This is a genomic window from Paenibacillus tuaregi (assembly GCF_900086655.1).
In the GTDB taxonomy this organism is placed as follows: Bacteria; Bacillota; Bacilli; order Paenibacillales; family Paenibacillaceae; genus Fontibacillus; species Fontibacillus tuaregi.
Genome location: NZ_LT575476.1, coordinates 2,789,648 through 2,807,997 on the forward strand (window position 1 = coordinate 2,789,648; position 18,350 = coordinate 2,807,997).

General features: G+C 45.1%; 19 protein-coding genes. 2 read left to right on the top strand and 17 right to left on the bottom strand.

Annotated features, from left to right (window positions below; all coding sequences use genetic code 11):
- Nucleotides 1-116 precede the first annotated feature (116 nt).
- From BN6628_RS26675 to BN6628_RS12875, 5 genes are all read right to left on the bottom strand, one after another.
- Nucleotides 117-641: a sigma factor gene (locus BN6628_RS26675; protein ID WP_235847637.1), complete on the bottom strand. Its 525-nt coding sequence runs from the start codon at nt 639-641 to the stop codon at nt 117-119.
- Between the two features lie 235 nt (nt 642-876).
- Entirely contained in the window at nt 877-1,710 is an 834-nt protein-coding gene (locus BN6628_RS12860) for a PP2C family serine/threonine-protein phosphatase (RefSeq protein WP_068617995.1), read from the bottom strand.
- 22 nt (nt 1,711-1,732) lie between these two features.
- A complete protein-coding gene (locus BN6628_RS12865) occupies nt 1,733-2,302 on the bottom strand; it encodes a YdeI/OmpD-associated family protein (protein WP_068617997.1) in 570 nt (189 codons plus the stop codon).
- A 233-nt stretch (nt 2,303-2,535) separates the two neighbouring features.
- Complete coding sequence (locus BN6628_RS12870) at nt 2,536-3,711, bottom strand: MFS transporter (protein WP_068617999.1); 1,176 nt, start codon at nt 3,709-3,711, stop codon at nt 2,536-2,538.
- Between the two features lie 68 nt (nt 3,712-3,779).
- Nucleotides 3,780-4,241 carry a VOC family protein gene (locus tag BN6628_RS12875; protein ID WP_068618002.1) on the bottom strand — a complete coding sequence of 154 codons (462 nt, stop codon included), beginning with the start codon at nt 4,239-4,241 and terminating at the stop codon, nt 3,780-3,782.
- 99 nt (nt 4,242-4,340) lie between these two features.
- Between BN6628_RS12875 and BN6628_RS12880 the strand changes: the two genes are divergently transcribed.
- A complete protein-coding gene (locus BN6628_RS12880; protein ID WP_068618003.1) occupies nt 4,341-5,252 on the top strand; it encodes a helix-turn-helix transcriptional regulator in 912 nt (303 codons plus the stop codon).
- Between the two features lie 151 nt (nt 5,253-5,403).
- Here BN6628_RS12880 and BN6628_RS12885 read toward each other — a convergent pair whose 3' ends face one another.
- The 11 genes from BN6628_RS12885 to BN6628_RS12935 form a co-directional block, all read right to left on the bottom strand.
- Entirely contained in the window at nt 5,404-7,392 is a 1,989-nt protein-coding gene (locus tag BN6628_RS12885; RefSeq protein WP_068618006.1) for a Na+/H+ antiporter, read from the bottom strand.
- A gap of 123 nt (nt 7,393-7,515) precedes the next feature.
- Nucleotides 7,516-8,742, bottom strand: a complete 1,227-nt coding sequence (locus BN6628_RS12890) for an MFS transporter (protein WP_068618007.1) — start codon at nt 8,740-8,742, stop codon at nt 7,516-7,518.
- A 151-nt stretch (nt 8,743-8,893) separates the two neighbouring features.
- Nucleotides 8,894-9,367, bottom strand: a complete 474-nt coding sequence (locus BN6628_RS12895) for a MarR family transcriptional regulator (RefSeq protein ID WP_068622265.1) — start codon at nt 9,365-9,367, stop codon at nt 8,894-8,896.
- 167 nt (nt 9,368-9,534) lie between these two features.
- Nucleotides 9,535-9,948 carry a cupin gene (locus tag BN6628_RS12900; protein WP_068618009.1) on the bottom strand — a complete coding sequence of 138 codons (414 nt, stop codon included), beginning with the start codon at nt 9,946-9,948 and terminating at the stop codon, nt 9,535-9,537.
- Nucleotides 9,949-9,983: 35 nt separating this feature from the next.
- Nucleotides 9,984-10,814 (bottom strand): sugar phosphate isomerase/epimerase family protein, encoded by an 831-nt coding sequence (locus BN6628_RS12905; protein WP_068618011.1) that lies wholly within the window; start codon nt 10,812-10,814, stop codon nt 9,984-9,986.
- Nucleotides 10,815-10,882: 68 nt separating this feature from the next.
- The gene (locus tag BN6628_RS12910; RefSeq protein ID WP_082926895.1) at nt 10,883-11,311 is read right to left on the bottom strand and encodes a secondary thiamine-phosphate synthase enzyme YjbQ; all 429 of its coding nucleotides are present in this window, start codon (nt 11,309-11,311) and stop codon (nt 10,883-10,885) included.
- A complete protein-coding gene (locus tag BN6628_RS12915; protein ID WP_068618013.1) occupies nt 11,299-12,171 on the bottom strand; it encodes an amidohydrolase family protein in 873 nt (290 codons plus the stop codon). The genes BN6628_RS12910 and BN6628_RS12915 overlap by 13 nt, the downstream gene beginning before the upstream one ends.
- Nucleotides 12,172-12,202: 31 nt before the next feature.
- Entirely contained in the window at nt 12,203-12,985 is a 783-nt protein-coding gene (gene frlD / locus BN6628_RS12920; RefSeq protein WP_068618015.1) for a fructoselysine 6-kinase, read from the bottom strand.
- An 85-nt stretch (nt 12,986-13,070) separates the two neighbouring features.
- Nucleotides 13,071-14,384 (bottom strand): anaerobic C4-dicarboxylate transporter family protein, encoded by a 1,314-nt coding sequence (locus BN6628_RS12925; protein WP_068618017.1) that lies wholly within the window; start codon nt 14,382-14,384, stop codon nt 13,071-13,073.
- Nucleotides 14,385-14,509: 125 nt separating this feature from the next.
- The gene (locus BN6628_RS12930) at nt 14,510-15,379 is read right to left on the bottom strand and encodes a fructoselysine 6-kinase (RefSeq protein WP_068618019.1); all 870 of its coding nucleotides are present in this window, start codon (nt 15,377-15,379) and stop codon (nt 14,510-14,512) included.
- Nucleotides 15,380-15,418: 39 nt separating this feature from the next.
- A complete protein-coding gene (locus BN6628_RS12935) occupies nt 15,419-16,393 on the bottom strand; it encodes an SIS domain-containing protein (RefSeq protein ID WP_068618021.1) in 975 nt (324 codons plus the stop codon).
- A gap of 207 nt (nt 16,394-16,600) precedes the next feature.
- On the opposite strand from BN6628_RS12935, the gene BN6628_RS12940 reads away from it, so the two are divergent.
- Nucleotides 16,601-17,311, top strand: coding sequence for a GntR family transcriptional regulator (locus BN6628_RS12940; RefSeq protein ID WP_068618023.1), 711 nt, complete (start codon nt 16,601-16,603; stop codon nt 17,309-17,311).
- A 141-nt stretch (nt 17,312-17,452) separates the two neighbouring features.
- Here the strand turns inward: BN6628_RS12940 and BN6628_RS12945 are convergent, their stop codons facing one another.
- Entirely contained in the window at nt 17,453-18,349 is an 897-nt protein-coding gene (locus BN6628_RS12945) for an RCC1 domain-containing protein (protein WP_068618025.1), read from the bottom strand.
- Between the last annotated feature and the right edge of the window lies 1 nt (nt 18,350).

Consider the following 18,350-nt stretch of genomic DNA (forward strand, 5'->3'; position numbering starts at 1 on the left):
TTGTCATGTCCATCTTACGGGTCATCGTTGTGAATTGGGCTTATTTGTTATTTCTTCGATGAAGTTTCGCTTTTGTATTCAATAACTTGTAATACCTTTGGTTCAATAGCTTTCATCTATTGTTCTTTAGAAACTTTGCTATGATCACCTTCATTTTGTAGATCAACTTGAGTTTTGCTAATAACATCAATGACTTGTTGTTTAGAGATATTTTTAGAAGCGGCAACTTCTGCAACAGATTTCCCTTTTGTTAATTCTTGTTTTAATTCCGCTCCGCTGATATTTAGTAAAGTGAACAGTTTTTCATCATTCAAAAAGGCGTCGGCAAAATAATCAGGTGCACGGATGCGTTCGAAAATCCGGAATCTCCGCCAGTTCTTGACCCGAAATCTCTGAACTTGACGGATAACCAAGCCGTGCATCCAGAATTGGAAAGGCCGGGTTGTATCGTAGTTATCAAGTGAAGTCCACATTTGCATATAGATCTCATTCATGACATCCTTCCGGTCCTGTTGGTGATCCACCAGAAAGGAGACTGTACGGTAGACGTTCTGATAGGTGGCATCATACAGCGAATGAAACGCTTGTCGATCCCCATCCTTCATTTTCACGAGTAAATCGTACATGTATTCACTTTGCATTCAGAGGACCCTCCTGAGTAAGCTTACACCCTATATTGTCGCTTTATTTGAAAAAGGTTCGGCTCATTTGAAAAAAAATGCACTATGTATTTTTTTATTTGGCACTTAGTATAGAAGCCGATCTACCATAAAACAAACGAAAGGCTGCCAATTCTGCTGGCAGCCCTAATTTGAGCATACTACGTAATGAACTTATGCTTCTATTTGAAATGAGAATAACGGCTTAACTGGCAATCTAATTTTGACGGTAATGGTCAATGGATTTTTTCGGCTTGCTTTGTGAAATACAACCATCTGAAGGAATTGCTGCATCAAGCTCATTCTTTACAGACCAATGCACTAATGTAGTACTGTCCACTGTCTGCTGACAATGTAGATTATTCAGAAAGGCTGCAACCAAACTCTCCGAGCGGCAAAGCTCAGGAATTGGAATTGCAGCCTCTTTTGCGTCCAAATATCCATCTGTTATCATCAAAATATAGTTAATTCCTGTTCTAAGCTCCCTCCGTCCAAGTGAGTAACAGGGGACTGCCTTATCGAACGTATTGACTTTACCTATCCATTCGTAAAAATTTCTTTGGTTTAAACTCACCTGCCCCCACTTCTCTAATTCATCATGAATTAGATACAGCTGACAATCACCGACGGAGAACCACCAAAGAACGTTCTCTTTTCGAATACAGATTAAGCATGAGGCTTCCCCATCTAGGGAACGACATTGACTTTTAAACTCATCCGATTTAAATAATTGAAGCAGGAATTGCTCAATAGGGTCAAACAAAACATCTATTTTTGAATCGAGAATTTCCTTAATCGAAGTTTCCTTGTCCTTCAGAGTGGCAATGATCAGTTCTGCACTATCCCACGAGGAATGCGCATCAATGAGCGCTGCAAACTCCCATGAACTACTTTGCCATACTAGCAAACCATCCTCATTCTTGTGTGCCCCACTCCCGGTGTTCCCGCCATATCTGCCGACTGTTATGTGTTGAAGTTTCTCTACTGATGGCGAATCAAGATATGACTGTTCTGATCCAGTCCATTCCAAGCTTAAGCTATTCGGCTCCACGCTAAAGATCACCTCACAATGATTAATAATCTAGCAGACGACCGTGATCGTTCCACTGGCCGTACATCTTGTTATCTCTTGTGTTGGTAATGAACTTGTCTAACCTGCTCTTAAATACTTCCGGCTGATTCTTATAGCTCTGTATCGTGTCGATGCGAATTCTTCTATATAGATCTGGAAACGCCATGAAATTCGCATATACCTGCCTATCCTCCTGCAGCCTTTGCTCTATCACTTTATCGATAGTAAAAGAATCAGGATTCATATCAGGAAGAACCTTTCTTCCCTCATCTGTCATTAACCCCAGCTTTTCGAGGCGGCGGACACGTTCTTTATTTAATTCAGTCCAGGAACTTTTTTTGCTTCGAGGGGACAGTCTCTGAGACAGCTCCGCATCAGATATCTTCTTCTTAACTCCATCAATCCATCCAAAGCATAACGCTTCCTCTACTGCGTCCAGATATAAGAGCGTATCCGATTTGGGCATCATACTAACCAAGACCCAGCAAGATTCTTCAGTCTTACTATTTTCCAGCAGCCAAAACCTCAACTCTTCTCTCGATTTTACCGATATTAAACGATCGATTTCCATATTTATTGAAAATTTCCTTTCTACATAAAATGAACTTATGAAAGTTGCCGTATTCGGGCGATGCGATGCCGAGTGTTCTTACGACCCCTGTTGTCTCCAAAATCCTTGAACTAGATATCAGTGAGGCATTTCGGAGACAAAGGCAGACGCTCCGTTTCTTCAGAATCACTCGGGATCGAAGCTGAGACCGGTTAATTCTAAAGTTCATTTTATATACATTTATCATATATCCGTTAATCCATGCTTGCTTTTTCAACCTGTGATTTGGAAATTCCCGCTTTTATCATGATGAGTATGAAAGCAAATAGCAAAAGCATAACACCACTCCAGATGATCTGATGCGTGCCCAGCCGGGAAATAAACAAACCGCCGATCCATGTCCCAACCGTAATACCAACATTCGAAAAGGAAACAAACAAGCTGTTACCGAATTCGGGAGCTTCTTTCGCGTCAGTCATCAATAAGGCTTGACTAAGAATAAGCCCGCCGGAATGCACAGCTCCCCACACAAATACGATGACCGCCATCGGCAAAAAATAAGCACCCCAATAATATGTGAATAAGTAAATGACCGCATATATGAGTGGAAACAGAACGACTGTTTTTGTCATGCTTTTGTTCAGAAAGAACCCAAACAAAAAATTCCCTGCAATCATGGTGATGCCAAAGATCATCAACATTACACTGATCCATGTACCGTTCATATGGGTGACTTCTCCAAGATATTCGGCAAAGTAGCTGTAAACTGAACTCATCGCTGTAAAGATCATCGCCACGATCAAGATCGTTAACCACAGCTGAGGTCTGCTCAATATGCCGAGCTGCTTGCCAAAAGACATTCGTTCCTTAACAGGCATTGAAGGCAGCCAGAACAGGATGCCTATAAAGGCAATGAGACTCACAATGGCTCCAAACAGGAAAGCAGCCTCCAGCGAAATTTTTGTAGAGAGATAGGTTGTAATCGGCACGCCAAAAGCGAATCCAACGGTAACGCCGGCCATAATCTGGGTCACCGCTTTACGGCTCTTTTCGGGAGGAACCAGGCTGGCGGCGGTCGCAAGCGCAATCGAAAAAAAGACAGGGTGAAAAAACGCAGGAACAATCCGGAAAGCGAGCATAACTTCGAACCTGGTTGTATAAGCATACACCAAATTAGAAATAGCAAACATCAGGATAGCGGATAGTAAGATCGCTTTTCGATTCATTCCCGAAGCGAGTAATGTCAGGAAGGGGCCTGAGATGGCAACGATTAAAGCAAATGCACTGACAAGGTACCCGGCCTGGGAAGCCGATATGTGAAATTTCTCGGTGAGTTGGGGAATAACTCCGATCACACCCATTTCAGTTGTAATGATACCAAATATGCCTAAAGCCAGAAAAAAAATCAGCGAAGTATAGCTGTTTTTCATAAATCGTGCCCCCTCGGTATATAAAAAAATGGCCTTCAGTTGCAAGACCATTTTTCAAAAATGAGTTATTATTTGCCCGAAACTATGTTATCAAGAAACTTGTCCGCGTCCCCATTAAACTTCCAGGAAACTCCAAACTTATCAACCAGCATTCCAAAGCACGAAGACCAAGGTGTATGAGATAATGGCATGATAACATGACCATTTACAGACAAATTAGAAAAGTAATTTTCCAGTGTCTGTTTATCCTCATTAACGATGCTGATCAGTATATTGTTGCCCTTAACCAACTCGCCAGTTACACTCTTCATTGAGGGAACAATATCCGACATCATGATCTTCCCACCTGCGAATTGTATGGAAGACTCCATGATCATATTTAACTCATTTTCCGGCAAAGGGTAGTTCGGATCTTGTGGGAAATCCTTAAATTTCACTTTTTTGACCTCGGTTGCATTTAAGGCCTCCGAATAAAATTCAATCGCTTGTTCTGCAATCCCATCAAAGTTCAAATATACAATGGCTGACATATAGTAAACCTCCTTCTTGTTATGGATGTAGTATAATTCATAATAGGTGACAACTATATGTCACCATTTAATCCTGAGGAAGAATAAACGAGGGCAGATATGAACAAGGTTGAGAGATTAATATCTATCATCATGATCTTGCTGAAAAAGGATGTCGTTCCAACCACAGAATTCGCACAATTATTTAACGTTTCCAAAAGAACCATACTTCGGGATATGGAAACCCTGAGTTTATCAAACATCCCCATCTATTCTGTCAATGGTGTTCATGGTGGCTACGGTATTATGGATGAATACAAATTTGATAAACGTCTTCTAAGCAGCTCCGACTTGGAGAATATATTAACTGCGCTTGGCGGATTGGAACAAATTCTAATTAGCGAAGACGTTGAAGTGACTATAAGGAAAATAGAAGCGATGGTCAGCCCTTTGTCTCCTAAGGGTTCAATCCAGCTGTCATTTTATGATTGGGAGGGCCGGTCTGAAATTGTTCAAACCTTGAAGAGGTGTCAAGAAGCGATATTAGCGAGAAGGCTCATTTCATTCAAGTATATGGATAAAAATGGCTTGAAAACGAATAGAACGGTGGAACCATATCAGCTCCATTTTAGCGAAACGAGTTGGTATCTAAAGGGGTTTTGCTTGCATCGCATGAGATATAGAACGTTTAAATTATCCAGAATCGAAGATCTTCATTTGGATAAAGAATCATTTAACCTAAGAGATGATTCGTTAGACCAAAAGCATGAAGACAGTTATCAACCGGAGTTAGTTACTTTGAGAGCGTTAATTTCCCCCAGTATAAAAGACCAGTTCATTGAAAGATATGGCAGAAAAAGTATTGAGGAGTGCAGTTCTGAGCTTTTCCTGGCCACAATCCAGGTTCCTCAAAACCGTATTGGATTTCAATTTTTAGCAGGTTTCGGTACAAATTTACAGATTGTAGAGCCGCAATCCTATGTTGAACAATTTCGAAATTATTTACTTGAAATGATAGGTAAGTATTCCTAAGTGAAGATGAATAAAGGCTGCCAAGTTAATTGGCAGCCTTACATATGTGATGATTATTTCACAATCAAAATCGAATCCACTCCCTACCTCTAATCCTCCTCCGGAGTGCTTCTGCTATTCCAATTCATTGGTCATCAGTCTGGGACCATTCTCAACTCGTCTCTTCCCGCAGATCATGCTCCATGAAGAGGATATCGCGCTTCATTTCCTTCATACCCTGTCTGGAGATCCGCCCTGTCTCGAACATGGCTTGAATATTGTCTCTCTCCAGCTGAATTCCGATCCGGGCCATCTCCTCCAACGAGCTGTCGAACTCTTGTCGGCTGTAGGTGTCCGAATCATTTCTCGTCAGACGCAGCAGTGTACGTTCATATTGCAGAATCAGCGAGCTGACGGTCTCCATATCCGGCCCGCCTTCTGCAAGACGAGCATTAAGCTGCTTAATGATATAAGCCGTATTTTGAGTTCTGAGCTTGGTTATTTCGGCGCGCCTTTCCCGGAAGCTTAACCGGACGGGATTCAGCATCCCGAACATTTCTACCCATTGCTTAATGGGGAAGAGTTCTTTTTTATAACGGACATCTCTTGTCTGCATATACAACAGCTGGTTTATCCTCCCAAGGTAACGGTACGCTGTGTATGGATGCACATCTTTCCTTTTAAGCGCAAGCAGCGTGTTCTCTCTCTCCCATTTCAATACAGACAAGCCCAAGGACCGCTGTGCCTTATCGTTGTTCTCATCCTTCCTGAGTGTTCGAATTCTGGAAGTATATGTATTGATGATCTGGGCGGCTGCCAGCCGGTTCTGGTCTGTGGTCAGTTCGTTTAATCCCGTAACAACGTTCGTCAGAATCTCTATTTTGGCCTGAGTCTCCTCCTCTTCCTGCTCTGTTCGCGTTTCCTTCCCTAATAGAAGCGGCAGCAAATAGTTGGAGGCCAGCAATGTCCACAATATTACCCCAGCCGCAAGGAAGATAATCAGATCTCTAGCCGGAAATGCTGTGCCATCATCAAGAAACAACGGCAAGGACAACGTACTCGCCAGCGTGATCGTTCCCCGGACTCCCGACAGACTAAGAATAAGTGCATTCTTGAACCTGAGCTGCCAAGGATCGCGTGATTTGGTTCCAAGGAAAATATCCATCAGAAGCACCCAGATGAGGCGCAGCCCGAGTACAGCCGCAGTCAATAACAGTGTGTACATAATTACTTCAAAATTCCCTATTTCTGTGCTGATCCAAATCGTCTGAATAATATCAGGAAGCTGCGTGCCCAGCAGCAGGAAAACCAGTCCGTTTAATACAAATATAATGACCGACCAGGTGCTTTTGGATACCACTCTCAGCTTGGCTACCTCAGGATTCATTTTCTTGTAATTGAGAGAATGGGCGATTCCTGCGGCGACAACGGCCAGGATGCCGTTGACCCCCAACTCTTCAGCTGCCATAAATATCAAGAAAGGAGTCAGAATCTCAATCAGCATGTGCAGTGTGACGTTCTCCATTCCCAGTTTCCGGAGCCATTTCACCACGCCATATTTCACTAGCGTGAGCAGCAGGCCCAGTACCATACCTCCAAGTGAAATGGAAATAAAGCTGATCCCGGCAGTTTTGAAAGAGAACATACCCGTGACCATAGCCGCTACGGCAAATTGAAATGAGACCAGCCCCGACGCGTCATTGATTAGAGATTCCCCCTCGAGAATCTGCATCGTCTGATGGGGGATTTTTACTTTCTGCTCCAGTGCGCCCACGGCCACAGCATCCGTCGGTGCTAGAGCGGCTGCCAGTGCAAAGGATGCCGCCAGCGGGATGACTGGGAGCAGCCAATTCAGGAAATAACCCATCACGGCTACCGTTACAAACACTAGACCCAGCGCCAGCATAAGGATAGGTTTCTTCAGCTTCCACAGCGCTTCTTTGTCTGCATGCCTGCCGTCGTTGAACAGCAAAGGGGCAATGAACAGCAGCAAGAACAGCTCTGGATTTAATTTCAGCTCATAGTGCAAGGGCAGCCAAGTAATCAACACCCCCAGCGCGATTTGAATAATCGGCACGGAGAGCGAAGGGATAAACCGGTTCACTAAATTGGATAATGAGACCGCCACCAGCATTAGCAGTATAAATTCGAACAATTCCAACGATTCTTACCTCCATAATTTGCTATCTGCAATTAGCAGCATTCACAGCAATACTTTAAGACTACTATAGGTATTTTTATCGGGAATTGCCAGCCGGTTTGTTAACACGTCTGACTCAATTTGTTAATGTGTTCTCTTATATAAAACGGGTATTGCTGCAGCTATAAGAATCATTCCCATGAAAGCGGGTGCTGCATGTCCAAGTGACACATAGAGTTGCCCTCCAAGGATCGGCCCAATTATTCTTGCTAAAGCCTGAATGGATTGGCTCCCTCCTTGAATTCTTCCTTGCTCGCTAGAGTCAACCGACTTGGATAGCATTCCATTGAAAGCTGGCCCGAACACCGAATCACCAAACCCAAAGATAAACATCCCAGCGATAAGTAAAGGATAGAATGAGAACAAAGCAGATAATGCAATAAGACCGTAGCCTATAATCTCAGATGCCATTCCAGCCACTGCTATCTGTGTATCACTGAGTTTTTTCAACAGCTTTGGCATGATAAATCCTTGGGAAATGATGTCCTGGAAGCCCATTATTGAAAACATGAGCCCGATGAGTGCAGGCTTCCAACTGAAGGTTTCCATTGTAAATTGCGAAAAAACCGCCTGTAAAGAACCGCCCGGTATCCAAAGTAAGAACGCCGAGATTAACAGCCTTTTTAAGTTTTTCATGGAAAGGATGGCTGCAAGCTGTATAAATGGATTCAACCTTGCAAGAGTGATCTCTTTAAGTCTCTTCATCCTATCAAGGCTCTCGGGCATATAGTAGATTCCATACACAACGTTCAATAGTGTTATTATTGCTCCAAAATACATCGGTACAGCATAACCTAGCTTGGCAAGTAATCCGCCTAGAGTTGGGCCAATGACGGTGCCTACACCTGCAACCGCACTCACCCATCCAAAATATTTGGTTCTTTGTTCTGGAGGAATGATGTCGGCAAAATATGCAAAGATGGTGCTTATGCTCCCGCCTGTTATACCTTCGATTATCCGCCCGGCAAATAGTACCCATAAAGCTCCGCCTAAACCGAAAACCAAGTACCCGATCGCTGAACCCAAAAGGCATACTAAGAGCAAAGGACGACGGCCATATCTGTCGCTCAAAGCCCCAAGTACGGGGGCCGCAAAAAACACACAGACTGCATAAATTGAAGTCAACAGCGTAACAATTATAGCTTGTTCTTCCGGATTGCTTGTATAAGGCTGTACTAAGAATGGGACGACAGGTGTAATGATGCTGAACCCTATTCCGCATAGAAACACAGAGATAAGACCGAATATTAAAGCGTGTTTATCTACGGCTTGGTCTGTGTTCTGTTCATGGTTTGACCTAAATTTGTACACTTAAATTCTCCTCTTAAAGCGTTTTTTCTTCCTAGGAAACAAAAACATCGTATCACCATTTTGCTTCCTTGGCAACAAAATAGCAACAATAAAAATGCAGCCGTTCTCAATAGAGCCCGACTGCTTGAGGTTTGATTACCATGATACCTATTTATTCGGAGTTCATATCCTTACCCTGTTTTTTTATTTCCGCATCCAGATGCCTACTATACTTTTCTATGAAACCAAGCATACTGTCAAATTGTTCTTCGGTTACCTGCTCAAATACAGCTTTGTCCCGCTCTTGGAATTCCTTGTGCAACTCCTCATGGATGTTAAAGATGATTTTCCCTTGCTCAGTAAGCCGAAAATAGATCTCTTTCTTGTTATCCGGCTTCTGGTAGCTTTCGATAATGCCCTTGGTTATGAGCTTTTTAGTTATTTTGCTTATAGCACCGCTTGTCATATAAAGGGACTCCGCAAGCTTTGTCACGTTGGGATCTTCATTTTTCTCAATGTATTCGATGCAATGTACCTCAGAGGGCTTATACCCCTTAAGCTTATCCTCCATCTTGTCCTTATTAAGCCACACCAACTTGTTAAACAAGTCTCTGAAACCGGCTATGACCTGATCTTCTTTGTTCATGGCCTGCCCTCCCACCCCTGCTGCATTAACAATATCATAATAATTATCCATGTTAAATTTATGATAAGCAACATGGAAACCTAACACAGTCTCGGTACATCTTATTTCAATGTCCAAAAATAAAAGCTCCCAACCGTTAAATGCTCAGTCGATTGGGAGTGTTAAGTCTACTGACTAAATATTTCAAGCGCTCTTGTTCTAACGTCAGACAGCTCTGCTTCGCTCATATTGCAGTATTCGCTGTTTTCATTCGTGGTGTTGGCGTCTTGCACATACGTCATCACCGTATCTTTTTGCATAATTGTATAAAACCAGGTGTCCTGAGGAATGTTGTAGACTTTTCCTGGCTCCATCTCGATCAGTTCAATATCAAATTTGTCATCGGCCCGGTCCGCAGCCAGCAGGATCGCTTTGCCTTTCACGAGAATAAATTGTTCATCGGTTTCGCGGTGGACTTCCAGGCGATAAATACCGTCAATATCATTATCCGGCTTCCAGTTTTTGATGCATACCAGCCACTTCTCATTTTTGTACACGCATTTGATGCCTTCGCCGTCATGAATAAATATATCTGCTTTCATGGGTTTACCCTTCCTTTCGCTTTCGCAGATAGAGATTAGGACAAACGCTCTTCAAACCAGGCGAGCGAATCCCGCATTGCCTTGTCCGGATCTAAAATATATCTTCTGTCCAGTAATTCCAGGCCTAGGTATCCTTTGTAATCAATATCATTAAGCGCTTTCAATGCTTCATCTAAATTGAGCCGGCCTTCACCGGGAACCAAATGCCCTCCAGGATTACCGTCCACAAAGTGAACATGATTCAGGTCATTTCCGAGTTCTCTGATGAAGTCATGGATCGTATCCTTGCCTGTTGTCGCCATGACATCCGTATCCGCCAAACCTTTCAAATTCGGACTGCCCACCTCTTTGATCATCCTGGAAATGTGTTCGGCCTGGTTAAATACGTGTGTTGTAAAGCTCGTAAATGACTCCACGGGAAGGTATACCCCTTCTTTTTCCGCTGTTTTGCAGATTTCGCTCAGGGATTCCTGGCACCATTTCCACGTCTCCGTCACATCGGCGTCCAAGTAGGCAATGCCTGTCGTTACCAGCACTCTATCACATTCCAGAAGCGACGCGGCTTCAATATGCCGGCGAAAGAACTCGACACTTTGCTTGCGGTATTCCGGATCGGGGTGGCTGATGCTGATTGGATAAACATATTGCTCAGGAGTCAAGCAGATGACCTTTAACCCGTGCGCTTTTATTTTTTGCTGCAGACTTTTGACGTCTTGAAGTGAGAAGTAGTCCAAATGGAAGTGTGGACCCGAAGCCCACAATTCAATATTACGGAATCCTAACCTTGCGACGGAATTCAGGAAATATTCCAGGGAATACCTTTTATAATGATAGTTGGCGGCGGCTACTTGCCAGATTTGTATCATATGAACCAGATTCCTCCTTTGCTTGTGACAAACGGTTGTAATATGGCACTTCCTATCAAGACCCTCTGTTACTCCCCGATGACCTGAATGTAAACTTTCCTGCTCTTCGGACCATCGAATTCGGCCAAATACACATCCTGGGCGTCGCCCGACACCAGCTTCCCATCCTGCACAACGAACATGCAGCTGTTGCCGGAAATCATCGACTTGAGATGAGAAGGAGAGTTACTGCCCGTTGCTCCGTACGATGGCAGGAAATGCGCATGAGCATATGGCCAATCTTTAGGAGCCAAACGTTCCAGCAGTTCCTCGATATCTGTCTCCACGCATTCAAGTCCTTCGTTAACCATAATGCCGGTAGTCGTATGCGCCGAGATCACAGCCGCCAGACCGTTGGCTATGCCGCATTGTTCTACGAAACTTTGAATCTCTCTCGTGATTTTGATCATCTGAAATTCGGCTGTCGATCTGAGCACAAGTGATTTTAATTTAACCACGGCCGATCATTCCTCCTCTCTCCCAGGAAAACCTCTGCGTTGCCGCTCAGAATCTTTTGTAATGTCTTCGGCCGGAATGCCATCGCCTCAAGCGCTGGCAATAGCCGCTTCGCCTTGAACCTAGGCGTATTGGTGCCGAACATGACCTTGTCTCTCAGATTGCGCTCGATCCAGAGCGGACCCATGTTCACTTTGAATATCTGCGTATAGAAGTCAAGCGCGTTATCCATATGGAGCAATGACGTGTCTGTGAACACATTAGGATATTTCAGCAGCAGCATCGTTGTTTCTTGAATCCATGGCCAGCCGAAATGCGCCAGGCATATACGCAGCTCGGGATACGCGATCGCGACTCCCTCGAAACGCAGCGGGTGCGAATAGATGGCCGGAGCGTCAGGCTCCCAGCTCATACCCGCGTGGAACATGATCGGTTTGTCGTACTTTAAGCAAATCTCGTAGAGCGGCTTCAACCGGTCATCATCGGGGTAAAATTTCTGCTTTGAAGGGTGGAGCTTCAGGCCGCTTAGCTTCAGATGGGCGAACGCATATTCCAGCGCCTCTGCCGCATCCTCGCGATACGGGTCCACGCTGGCAAAACCGATAAACCGATCCGGCGCAAGATCGACCAGCGTTCGCACCTCTTCATTTGCGACAATCCAGCCTCCGCTTCTGGTCGTCAGATCTAACGGGAGCAGCACGGAGCGTGTTACACCATTGTAGTCCATCTCCTGAAGCACCGATTCGACAGGAGTTGGCGACTGTTTGAATATGCCGAACTCCCGTTTTCGATATTCCAACGTCTCTTTGTTCTCGCAAATTGCCTTGTGAAAAATTGGATGTGTGTGCACATCAATAATCAAAGAAAACACCTCTTCTCTGGTCTGTACTCATTCAGTAGGGTTCGAATTTGGTGACAACCCCGGCTGCCGTTCGAGCGCCATGTTTCAGCGATTCCGGAATGGACCAGCCTCGCAGTTCGCCATACATAAAGCCGGCACAGAAGGAATCCCCCGCCCCTACCGTATTGACAACCTCTGCGGGCACGATCTGACCGCGATACAACGTTGTGCCGTCATAAGCCAGACTGCCGAGCTCCCCTAACGTCGCGATGACAATACGCGGCCCTAACGCCTGAGCCCAAGTGATGAACTCCCTAATATACGCGTCTTCCTCTGTATAGGAGAAGAATGCGTAGTCCACATCCGGCAAAATCGGCCCGGCAATATCCTTCTTCGTTCGTGTGGAGAAATCAAACACAATGGAGACCCCCCGCTCCCGGAAATAAGGCAGTTCCCGCTCGATTCTGCCGGAAAGGTTGGTGTGGAGTGCATCGTGCTCCGCAATAAATCGCCGGTCATCCTCATTCAATGCGAAATGCGCCATAACGCCTTCGATTTTTTCCTTGTGAACGCGATCATTCCCATTCAGCTCCATCTTAAACACCGCCGTACTGCCCTCACATACGCCAAGATGGGATACATCGATCTTCTCTGCTTTCAGCATGTCGATCATCATATCGCCGTAGGCATCCGTCCCAACCGCACTGACCATGGAAGCCTGAACTCCCATTCTGCGCATATGAATAACAAAATCGACACTGTTCCCGGTTGGATACATCCTGTTCAATTGGTCATAAACATCCACGCAGCTGAATCCAACTCCCGCTATTCGCACGCTCTCGATCCCCTTCCTTTGTTCAAGGTCATTATTTCGAGATTTTGTATCCTTCTCCGAAAGCCTTATATGCTTATGGAAACTTTTATACTAAAGCGCTTCCAATTAAAGTAGCTACAATAACTGAGATCAAAGTATTAATTAATCCCGGTATCATGAAGCTGTGGTTTAATACAAATTTACCGATTTTGGTTGTTCCCGCAGTATCAAACGAGATAGCTGCAAGACATTGGGACGCGACCGGCAAAAAGTAATTGGCATTAACGGCCATCCATGCTCCGATGATGATATAAGGAGGCAGATGAAGGGCGATGGCGATCGGGACCATAATTAACGTCGTGGCTCCCTGACTCGTTGTCAAAGCGGCGACGATAAACATAATCACAGCAAGCATCCAGGGATGGCTGTTTACAATGGTGGCAACATGATCATGAATAAAAGCGGTTTGACCGTTGATGAATGTGCTGCTCATCCAAGCCAGCCCGAAAGCACAAACCATCGCCAGCGCCCCTGCTCTAAAGATCGGGCCGTTAAGAATGGTTTCGATTGCTGGACGGCCAAAGATAATGATGAGTGTGGCGCAGACCAGCATAATAATTTCAATCGTGTTTGGCATGGATAAAATCGTAGTCTCACCGTTTGCCGCCCAGGAAGGACGCAGCTTGGTAAACAAACCCATAATAATAATTGCCAGAACTCCTAGCAAAAAGAGAACAACCGAGGCCTTTGCCCCTTTGGAAACTGTTTGTTCCTCGGCATTCTCCGGTTTGGCAATTAATCCTTCCGCCAATCTCCGCAAATATTCCGGATCTTCCTCAAGCTCTTTGCCCTTGCGTATCGTCAATACTGCGCTTGCAACAACCCCCAGGAGGGTAGCCGGTATCGCAATCGTCAAGATGGTTCCCAATCCTACCCCGAGAGGGGCCATAAATCCGATCATCGCAGCGGTAGCCGCCGATACCGGCGAGCAGGTAATTGCCTGCTGGGAAGCGATGATACTGTTGGAAATGGGTCTTTCCGGTCTGATTTTATTGTCGATGGCAAGCTCATTTATAATCGGCAATAAACTGTAGACGACATGTCCCGTTCCCGACATGAATGTAAACAACCATGAGATAATCGGAGCTATGATCGTAATATTTTTAGGCGACTTACTGAGCATTTTTTTTGCAAGATAGACGAGGAAATTAAGCCCGCCCGAAGATTGCAGCGCGGAGGCCGCCAAGACAACCGCTAAAATAATCAACATAACATCGATGGGAGGAGCCGACGGCTGGACTTGAAAGATAAAAACAAAGATAGCCACACCCACACCGCCAAGCAAGCCCATAAATATATCGCCTTTTCTGGCACCAAAGAAAATGAGCAAAATGATGATGATCAGCTGAAACCAAAACATGAAGGTTCACCCTCCTTATGTGATTTTCCGGCTTGTCTAGTCTGTTGCGGCAGCTGTGCCGCTATTGATTGAATGCGCTTACAAATCGCCGATGCAATATGTCTCTTTTTGTGTCGGAGGGTGCTTTATAGGATTGCTGTTCCATAACCAAAAGCGCCGTTAAGCCGGCATATCTTCGCGGCAAATGCGGCTCCCTGCTCCATGCTCGCTTTGATCTTGCGCAGCATTTCCTCATCTGAACCCGCAAAAATGTTGCCTTCTTCCGAACTTCTAATCATCCCGATAAGAAAGGCGGTTAAATATGAATCGCCCGCTCCCATCGTATCCACCGTTTCCGTTAAAACGGCCGGCTGGTATATCCACTGATCTTTATACAACGCAAATGAGCCGTTCTCTCCTACTGTTCCGATCACCATTTTAGAGCCGAAAGCCTGGGCTTTCCGCATTTCTCTCTCTCGTTCGCTTTCCGTTAGATGGCTGCAGGAAAGAAAGGATATGTCCGCGTACCGGCACACCCGCTCTAAATACTCATCATTCCAGCGAACCGAAAAGTCAAAGGAGATCGGCACACGGGTGGTTTGTAAGATGGCCAGATCCTCTTCAATATAGCTGTTTAGACTGGTATGAATCACGGAGAATGGTTTAATATAATTCAGGTCATCTTCCGTGAAATCCCAAGCCTTTTCTTTGGCTATACCACCTTTATTGGAACCGAGAAACTCACGGTCCCCGTTCTTTAACGTAACCCGCGCATACCCGTTCTCTCCGTCAAAAGTCCGGCAATGACTATGCTCAATCCGAAGTTCGTCCATCACCCGCTTGATATAGTGGGCAATCTGATCGTTGCCGAATTTCCCTAGATAAGAAGCCTCCACTCCACACATTGTGGCATATGCGCAGAAATTCAAGGCGTTTCCACCAGGGTACATCATACCCTGGTGGACATACTTGTCTACTACGTTGTCGCCAATGCCGATAACCTTGTATTGTTCCATAAGATTAATCCCCTTTGAGGCTGCTAAATATAAACGAAATCAATACTCAACCTTCCACATATATCTGCGGGTTGTGAGCGGGTGCTCTCTTTCCACCGCCAAAGCTTGATTGTAAACCGGGTAAACGTTGTTAAATAGGGAATGGTTGAAGTAATCTACTACGGAGCCGTCAATGGTGGACAAGCCCAAATCCTTGGCGTCCAGCACTTCCACTCTCTTGGCATAACGGTTCAGGAACTCCAGCGCTCTTTCATCCAAAGGTCGGGTGCTTCCTTCGGAAATTTGAATGACAAACGGAATTTCCGCATCTGTAATCTCAAACGGCCCGTGGAAAAATTCACCTGAATGGATGCTCGAAGAGTTGATCCACTGCATTTCCATAAAGATACAGATGCTTTCCATGTAGGCAGCCCCGTAACCGGCTCCGCTGGCCATGGTGTAGATTACTTGATCATCCTTGTGATTTTTGGCGAATGTCAGAGCACGTTTGGCCACGTGTTTGGAAGCGTTTTTAACAATATGATCAATTTTGGCTACTCCATCGAGGAATTGATTATAGTGCTCGTATCCCTCAGTTTGGTTCAAGGCTTCTACCGCCGTCAACAGGGCTTTAATGGTCTTTTCTCCAGCAATATCCTTGCCTTCTCCAAAGGTATACTTCACTACATAATCGGCATGCTCCGTAATCGGTGAGTCTGTAATCCAGGTTAACGCAATGACCGGAACTCCCGCCTTTTTGCCGAGCTCAGCCGCTTTCACAGTCTCTGGTGTATTACCTTTATGCGAGGCTACGACCAGTATCGAATTTTCGCCAAATGATTTAGGTGTGTTGTGCACGAATTCATTGCTGTTATACAGGCCAACTTTAATGTCCTTAGCCTCTTTCTCAAGAAAGGTTTTGGCTGGATAAAAAGCGCCATAAGAACCGCCACAAGCTACATAATAAACCTGCTTAATGCCTCCGACCTCTTGTTTCCCCGCAACAATTTCTCCAATGATTTGTTTTATCTCCATCGTCTTCTCCTTGTATGATACAATTAGTTTGTTTTCATTCCACACCGGTGATTTGTATTGGAATGTATTGATGAAATAATAGCACATTATAATACAATTAACAAGTATATATTTCCGCCTTTTTTTGTTCCCTGCTTGTAAATATTGTTATAATATAGAAGTACAAGGATAAAACAATATAATACAAAGTGTTTTGGAGGTAAAATCATGGTTGATCATTCGGAATCCTCGCCATTATATAAACAGCTGCAAGACAAAATTTTGGACTCTATCCATAATGGTACTTTGAAGCCAGGGGACAAACTCCCCACGGAATTGGAGCTTAGCGAAACCAACAATGTGAGCCGGGTCACGGTCCGCACCGCCCTCGATTCACTCACCTCAGATGGATATTTGGTGCGAATCCCGGGAAAAGGCACTTTTATTACGAAAGAGAAAATCAAGAAGAATGTCACAGAAACGATTGGCTTCAGCGATACCTGCAGACTGCAAAACAAAGTCCCTGGTGCTAAAGTCATTAAGTGTGTGATTGAAGAGGCTACAGCTGCGGATCAGGAGCATTTGGACTTAAAACCCGGGGATAAAATCATTAATATCGAAAGAATCAGGTATGCCGACAATATCCCTGTATCTGTGGAATATACCCGGCTTCCTTCTTCTTTTTCCTTTTTGCTGCAGGAGGATTTAAATCATAAATCCCTGTACGAAATTTTAAGAAATAAACTTAAAATCACATTTGGTATATCCCGAAAATATATCGTAATGGAATACGCCTCCTTCGATGTGGCCGCCTATCTAAATATCGAGGAAGGCCATCCACTGCTCTGCATCAGAAGTACTGTCAGCAATGCGGACGGCCAAAAAATTCATCGCTCCAAACAGTTGATACTCGGGGATAGATTTGAGTTGATTGTTTAAGGGAGTGTTCAATATAAACCCCAACAAAAAAAGAACATGCCAGCCGTTCAACATGATCGGCTGGCATTGTTTATTGAGCTATGATTTCGCATTACTAGCCTTAACTATGAAGGAATCATTCAAGATTAGGATATCCAACAGCTAATTTCCAGGAAGCTGGATGCTATGCCAGCCGCTTACCTCACATTGCCCTTGTTCATTATCCCCCACAGCCACCACTGTGCCGTCCGACTTAAGGCCAAGAGTATGCGCGCAGCCTGCGGCTATCGCCACAATATCACGCCAGCCACTTACATTACATTGATTATGCTTATTCATCCCTACAGCAGACACAGTTCCATCCGATTTAAGGCCGATGGTATGACTGCTACCTGCTGCTATAGCGACAATATCCTGCCAACTGCTTACCTCACATTGGTCATGCTTGTTCAAGCCAACCGCTGTCACCGTGCCATCTGATTTAAGCCCAACGGTATGCAGGTAACCCGCGGCTATCGCAACTACGTCGCACCAGCAGTTCACATGGCATTGGCCGTACCGGTTATTACCCACAGCTGTCACTGTACCGTTCGATTTAAGACCAACGGTATGCCAGTCTCCTGCGGCTAGCGCCACCATGTCACGCCAGTCCCCTACATTGCATTGGCCTTCATTATTTCGACCAGCAGCTACTACCGTGCCATCCGATCTAAGTCCGACGGTACGACGCCAACCGGCCGCGACCGCTACAATATCACGCCAGCCGTTTACATTACATTGGTCATGCTTGTTCCAACCCACAGCCGCGACCGTACCATCAGATTTAAGACCGACCGTGTGGGCGTTACCTGTGTTCGCAGCCCTATGAACATTGCCTGCGGCTATCGCCACAATATTGCGCCATCCGCTTACCTCACATTGGCCATAGTTATTATCCCCTACAGCCACTACCGTGCCGTCTGACTTAATGCCAAGAGTATGACGGGAACCCGCAGCTAGAGTATCGTTAGGCCGCCGTTTTACTGTTAATGCCGCGCCAATCAGTGAAGTATTGTTCATT

Excerpts from the sequence above, each read along its gene's own strand:
- BN6628_RS26675 (WP_235847637.1), bottom strand. The coding sequence starts at position 641 with ATGCAAAGTGAATACATGTACGATTTACTCGTGAAAATGAAGGATGGG.
- BN6628_RS12865 (WP_068617997.1), bottom strand. The coding sequence starts at position 2,302 with ATGGAAATCGATCGTTTAATATCGGTAAAATCGAGAGAAGAGTTGAGG.
- BN6628_RS12870 (WP_068617999.1), bottom strand. The coding sequence starts at position 3,711 with ATGAAAAACAGCTATACTTCGCTGATTTTTTTTCTGGCTTTAGGCATA.
- BN6628_RS12875 (WP_068618002.1), bottom strand. The coding sequence starts at position 4,241 with ATGTCAGCCATTGTATATTTGAACTTTGATGGGATTGCAGAACAAGCG.
- BN6628_RS12880 (WP_068618003.1), top strand. The coding sequence starts at position 4,341 with ATGAACAAGGTTGAGAGATTAATATCTATCATCATGATCTTGCTGAAA.
- BN6628_RS12895 (WP_068622265.1), bottom strand. The coding sequence starts at position 9,367 with ATGAACAAAGAAGATCAGGTCATAGCCGGTTTCAGAGACTTGTTTAAC.
- BN6628_RS12900 (WP_068618009.1), bottom strand. The coding sequence starts at position 9,948 with ATGAAAGCAGATATATTTATTCATGACGGCGAAGGCATCAAATGCGTG.
- BN6628_RS12905 (WP_068618011.1), bottom strand. The coding sequence starts at position 10,814 with ATGATACAAATCTGGCAAGTAGCCGCCGCCAACTATCATTATAAAAGG.
- BN6628_RS12925 (WP_068618017.1), bottom strand. The coding sequence starts at position 14,384 with ATGTTTTGGTTTCAGCTGATCATCATCATTTTGCTCATTTTCTTTGGT.
- BN6628_RS12930 (WP_068618019.1), bottom strand. The coding sequence starts at position 15,379 with ATGGAACAATACAAGGTTATCGGCATTGGCGACAACGTAGTAGACAAG.
- BN6628_RS12935 (WP_068618021.1), bottom strand. The coding sequence starts at position 16,393 with ATGGAGATAAAACAAATCATTGGAGAAATTGTTGCGGGGAAACAAGAG.
- BN6628_RS12940 (WP_068618023.1), top strand. The coding sequence starts at position 16,601 with ATGGTTGATCATTCGGAATCCTCGCCATTATATAAACAGCTGCAAGAC.
- BN6628_RS12945 (WP_068618025.1), bottom strand. The coding sequence starts at position 18,349 with ATGAACAATACTTCACTGATTGGCGCGGCATTAACAGTAAAACGGCGG.